This window comes from Mesorhizobium sp. M0106, assembly GCF_040322715.1.
Classification (GTDB): domain Bacteria; phylum Pseudomonadota; class Alphaproteobacteria; order Rhizobiales; family Rhizobiaceae; genus Mesorhizobium.
This window is the reverse complement of sequence record NZ_JAMYUA010000127.1, coordinates 1-1,027: the sequence shown is the minus strand read 5'-3', so window position 1 is coordinate 1,027 and position 1,027 is coordinate 1. Positions and strand designations below refer to the sequence as shown.

At 63.2% G+C, this 1,027-nt stretch carries 1 protein-coding gene; it reads right to left on the bottom strand.

Annotation, left to right across the window (positions count from 1 at the left end):
* Nucleotides 1-917, bottom strand: a 917-nt coding sequence (locus tag NKJ55_RS35395) for an IS110 family transposase (protein ID WP_352453926.1), incomplete at its 3' end; no start/stop codon positions are given.
* Nucleotides 918-1,027: the final 110 nt, after the last annotated feature.

Sequence of the window (1,027 nt, the reverse complement as noted above, 5' to 3'; positions counted from 1 at the left end):
CTGAGTAGTGCGTTTGCGAGGATGATGAGCTTTCGCATGATGGCTGTGATGGCGAGTTTTGAGGCTTTGCCGTCGGCCGTGAGCTGGTGGTATTTTGCCTTTAGATCGGGATTGAAGCGCATGGCGACGAGGGCGGGCATGTAGAGTGCCTGTCGGACATTGGCTCGCCCGCCGCGGATGAAGGCGCGGCCGATCCAGTTGCCGGACTGTCGTGCGACGGGAGCGAGGCCTGCGAGGGAAGCAGCCTGACCCTGACCGAGCGTGCCGAGTTCGGGCATTTCGATGAGAAGCGCGAAGGCGGTGATTGCCGAGACGCCCGGGATCGAGACGAGGATAGCGAAGCGACGGGAGAGATCGGGATCGGACTGGATGAGCGCCGTGATCTCCTTTTCGACAGCAGCCATTTGACGTTCGATCTGCCTGAGCTGCTGGGCATTGTGGCGCTTGAGGATGGGAAGGGTTAGCGCCTTGGCCCTGTTCCTCGCCGCCGTCCGGTTCTTCACCAGCGCCTCGCGCGCCATGTGCAGGTCCTTGAGGTCATTGAGGATCGGGCTGCGCACCGGTCGTGCTTCGAGGTCGAGAAGAGCGCCCATGCGCGCCAGCATGGCGGCGTCCAGCCGGTCGGTCTTGGCGATCCTGCCGGTGGCCTCGGCGAAGCGCCGGGCTTGGCGTGGGTTGACCTTGACCAGCGCAAGGCCAGCCGCCGCCAGCTTCCGCTCAAAGGCCCGGTGATATGGACCTGTCGGCTCATAGACGATGCGTACGCCGGGCGGGTCCAACCGGCTCGGGCTCAACCAGCTCATGAACGCCTTGTGGCCGCGGCTGTCGTTGGCAAAACGCCGGCTCGCGCCGTCGCTCAGCCTGTGCGCGTCGAGATGGTCTTTCGAAATGTCGATCCCGATGGTATCGTTGGTCATCTTTCACTTGTCCTGTGCTTGTCGTTCGGAGCCGAACTCCGGGTATCCGTTCAGGCCTCAAGGGAAAGACGAGGGCGATCCGACTCTAGCTCGACCCGTCAAACGGTCAG